This window comes from Acidithiobacillus concretivorus (assembly GCF_018853445.1).
Taxonomy (GTDB): domain Bacteria; phylum Pseudomonadota; class Gammaproteobacteria; order Acidithiobacillales; family Acidithiobacillaceae; genus Acidithiobacillus; species Acidithiobacillus concretivorus.
In genome coordinates this window covers 1-2,670 of sequence record NZ_JABELD010000138.1, presented here as the reverse complement: position 1 = coordinate 2,670, position 2,670 = coordinate 1, and the positions used below count along the sequence as shown (strand labels likewise).

Sequence of the window (2,670 nt, the reverse complement as noted above, 5' to 3'; positions counted from 1 at the left end):
CGGGTAAAAACGATCCTCTGGCTCAGGCCGTGGACGGTGCCAAGGTGATGGTCTGGTCGCCAGGAACCGCCGTTTTGCCGGAAGGCATCCAGCCTCTGGTGGTGGATGATGAAGGACGTTGGATTGCTTTTCGTCCTGAAGATGGTGCGGTAGGTCTGCTGTTTCGACCGGAAATGAAACCGGGTCTGATTGAAGACATTCTCATGGAAGAAGATCGTGACACCCCTGAAAATGTCGGTGAGTTACTGGAACAATGTCGTCAGCTTTGGCCGGAAATGCAGAAAACTACAGACCGCGTCATTGTCGCCCTGGTTCGCGAGCTGGCGCTGATGACTGAAAAACGTAAGCCTCCGGTATTTTCCCTGAAAGTGGATACGGGTAGTGACGTATGAACAGTCGTGAGCGTCAGTTCCTGAAAGTGATGCGCAAACTGGATGCTGCCGGGCAGGAACAGGTAGTGGCTTTTGCCGAGTTTCTGCGCAGTCGCCAGCAACCTGAAGCGCCGCAGGAAAAAGTGATTGAAAAGCCCAATCTATTGCCTGCCCGGGAAGGTGAAAGTGTGGTAGGGGCCATCAAGCGGCTGCGTGAGAGTTACAGCATGCTGGATGCCAAGAACATGCTTAATGATACATCCAGCCTGATGTCCAGGCATGTCATGGGCGGGATAGAGGCAGAAACGGTGATTACCGAGCTGGAAGTCATGTTTGAGCGCCACTATCAACGCTACTGCGGAGTTTCGGAAGACGCCTGATGTCGGATGTTCATCACTTGCTGCAGATGCTTCTGCACTTTGACCATTACCTGCTTTTATTTTTGCAGGAGTACGGGGCTTGGGTGTATGCCCTCCTTTTTCTGATTCTGTTTGCAGAAACCGGGCTGGTCATCATGCCCATTCTTCCTGGGGATTCCATGCTTTTTGTGTGTGGCACCCTGGCCGGAGTGGGGGCCATGAGCGCACCCTGGTTACTGTTTTTGCTGGTGACAGCGGCGGTACTGGGTGATGCGGTCAATTACTGGGTGGGCAAGCGCTGGGGTGTGCATCTGTTTGGCGGCAAGCTGCTGAATGTCCGGCACCTGGAAAGCACCCAGCGTTTTTATGCCCGGCATGGCGGGAAAACGGTAGTTATCGCCAGGCTGCTGCCCATCATCCGCACTTTTGCGCCTTTTGTCGCCGGTATTGCGGCCATGCCTTATCGGCGTTTTGTTGTCTTTAATCTGACCGGGGCATTTCTCTGGGTGGGCGGACTGCTGGGAGCTGGTTATTTTCTGGGTAGCTTCCCCTGGGTGAAAACCCATCTGAACCTGGTGTTGATCGCTATTATTTTGATTTCCCTGTTGCCAGCGGGTTTTGCCTGGTTACAGCAGCGTCTGCAGCCCGCCGGTAATCCTGCACCCTGAATCCGTGCATGCTTCGGATGAAGCCTGAAAGCAGCAGTGGGCTTGGGAGCTTTTTGCTCCAACGTCCCTTGCCTGTTGTTCTAAGGTTCATCCTGCTGTCAGGAGAGAACTCGCCCTTTGGGCTCAGACAGCTCTCCTGACGGGCGCAGGATTTCACCAAGAACAACAACGGCGCGGGCCAAAGTCGCGGCAAAGCTCCCAAGCCCACTGCTGCTTTCAGGCTTAGTCGGCTCAGGTCTTGTTTTCCTGCCGTTCAATGGTCCGCACAATGCGGCGCTCGGCACGTTTCACCAGCCAGTTGAAAAGTGCCTGCTGATGCGGATCACCAGCAGCAGTATGTTCCGGGTGCCACTGTACGGCGAAAATATCCGGGTTGTCGGGCATGTCCACAGCTTCAATCACGCCATCTTCGGCGATGGCGTTGATGCGCAGGGACGGGGCCATGTTGGCAATGGCCTGATGATGCCAGGAAGAAATTTCCAGGGTTTCGCGACGAACAATACTGCCCAAAAGGGTGTCCGGCAGGACAATGACTTCATGCATGATGGGGTCCCCGTCATTGTTGCGATGACAAATGCGGGTACCAATATTTTTGGGTAAATCCTGCAGGAGGTCACCCCCCAACGCGACATTGATGATTTGCAGGCCACGACAAATACCCAATACTGGAATGCGGCGGGCGATGGCTTCCCGGGCCAGGGCAATTTCTGCTGCATCGCGATCTGGATGCACCATGTACACACTTTCATCACAGGTGGCGCGATAAAACTCCGGGGATATATCTCCACCACCCGTCAGCACCAGGGCATCGCAGCGCGATAAAATAATCCGGGCTTCCGGGCATTGGGGCGGAAACAAAACCGGCAGACCACCCGCCTGGCATACAGCTGCGGCATACTGGGGAGCAAGGGAAAAAGGTTCGCCGTTCCGCTCGTAAGCGCTGAGGGCGATGACCGGGGGTTCCGGAGGTAAAATCTCATCCATCGGAAGGGCTTCCATCCAGGCTGAGGATGGGCGCGTACAACTCCGGGCGACGATCCCGGAATAATCCCCATTCTGCCCGCTGTGCTGCCAGTTTGGATAAATCCAGATCCGCATAGAGGATGCATTCTTCCTGGTCAGCCTGGGCGAGCAGGGCTCCAGTAGGATCACTGATAAAAGAGCCGCCATAAAAGGTGATGCTGCTTTCCACACCGATTTCGTGGCCGATCCGATTTGCCGCTACGACCGGGACCAGATTGGCGGCTGCATGTCCTTGCATCACCCGGGTCC

4 protein-coding genes and 1 pseudogene are annotated in these 2,670 nt (G+C 55.3%); 3 read left to right on the top strand and 2 right to left on the bottom strand.

Annotated features, from left to right (window positions below; all coding sequences use genetic code 11):
* From HJG40_RS13810 to HJG40_RS13800, 3 genes and pseudogenes are all read left to right on the top strand, one after another.
* Positions 1 to 392: pseudogene (locus tag HJG40_RS13810) on the top strand (GMP synthase); the annotation flags it as partial.
* A complete protein-coding gene (locus HJG40_RS13805; protein ID WP_215864734.1) occupies positions 389 to 751 on the top strand; it encodes a hypothetical protein in 363 nt (120 codons plus the stop codon). The pseudogene HJG40_RS13810 and the gene HJG40_RS13805, both read left to right, overlap by 4 nt.
* Positions 751 to 1,398, top strand: a complete 648-nt coding sequence (locus tag HJG40_RS13800; RefSeq protein ID WP_215864733.1) for a VTT domain-containing protein — start codon at positions 751 to 753, stop codon at positions 1,396 to 1,398. Before HJG40_RS13805 ends, HJG40_RS13800 begins: the two co-directional genes overlap by 1 nt.
* Before the next feature lie 231 nt (positions 1,399 to 1,629).
* On the opposite strand, the gene HJG40_RS13795 is transcribed toward HJG40_RS13800, so the two are convergent.
* Both HJG40_RS13795 and HJG40_RS13790 read right to left on the bottom strand, forming a co-directional pair.
* The gene (locus HJG40_RS13795; protein ID WP_215864732.1) at positions 1,630 to 2,382 is read right to left on the bottom strand and encodes a gamma-glutamyl-gamma-aminobutyrate hydrolase family protein; all 753 of its coding nucleotides are present in this window, start codon (positions 2,380 to 2,382) and stop codon (positions 1,630 to 1,632) included.
* The coding region (locus HJG40_RS13790; protein WP_303646309.1) for a nitrilase-related carbon-nitrogen hydrolase at positions 2,375 to 2,670 on the bottom strand (296 nt) is incomplete at its 5' end. The genes HJG40_RS13790 and HJG40_RS13795, both read right to left, overlap by 8 nt.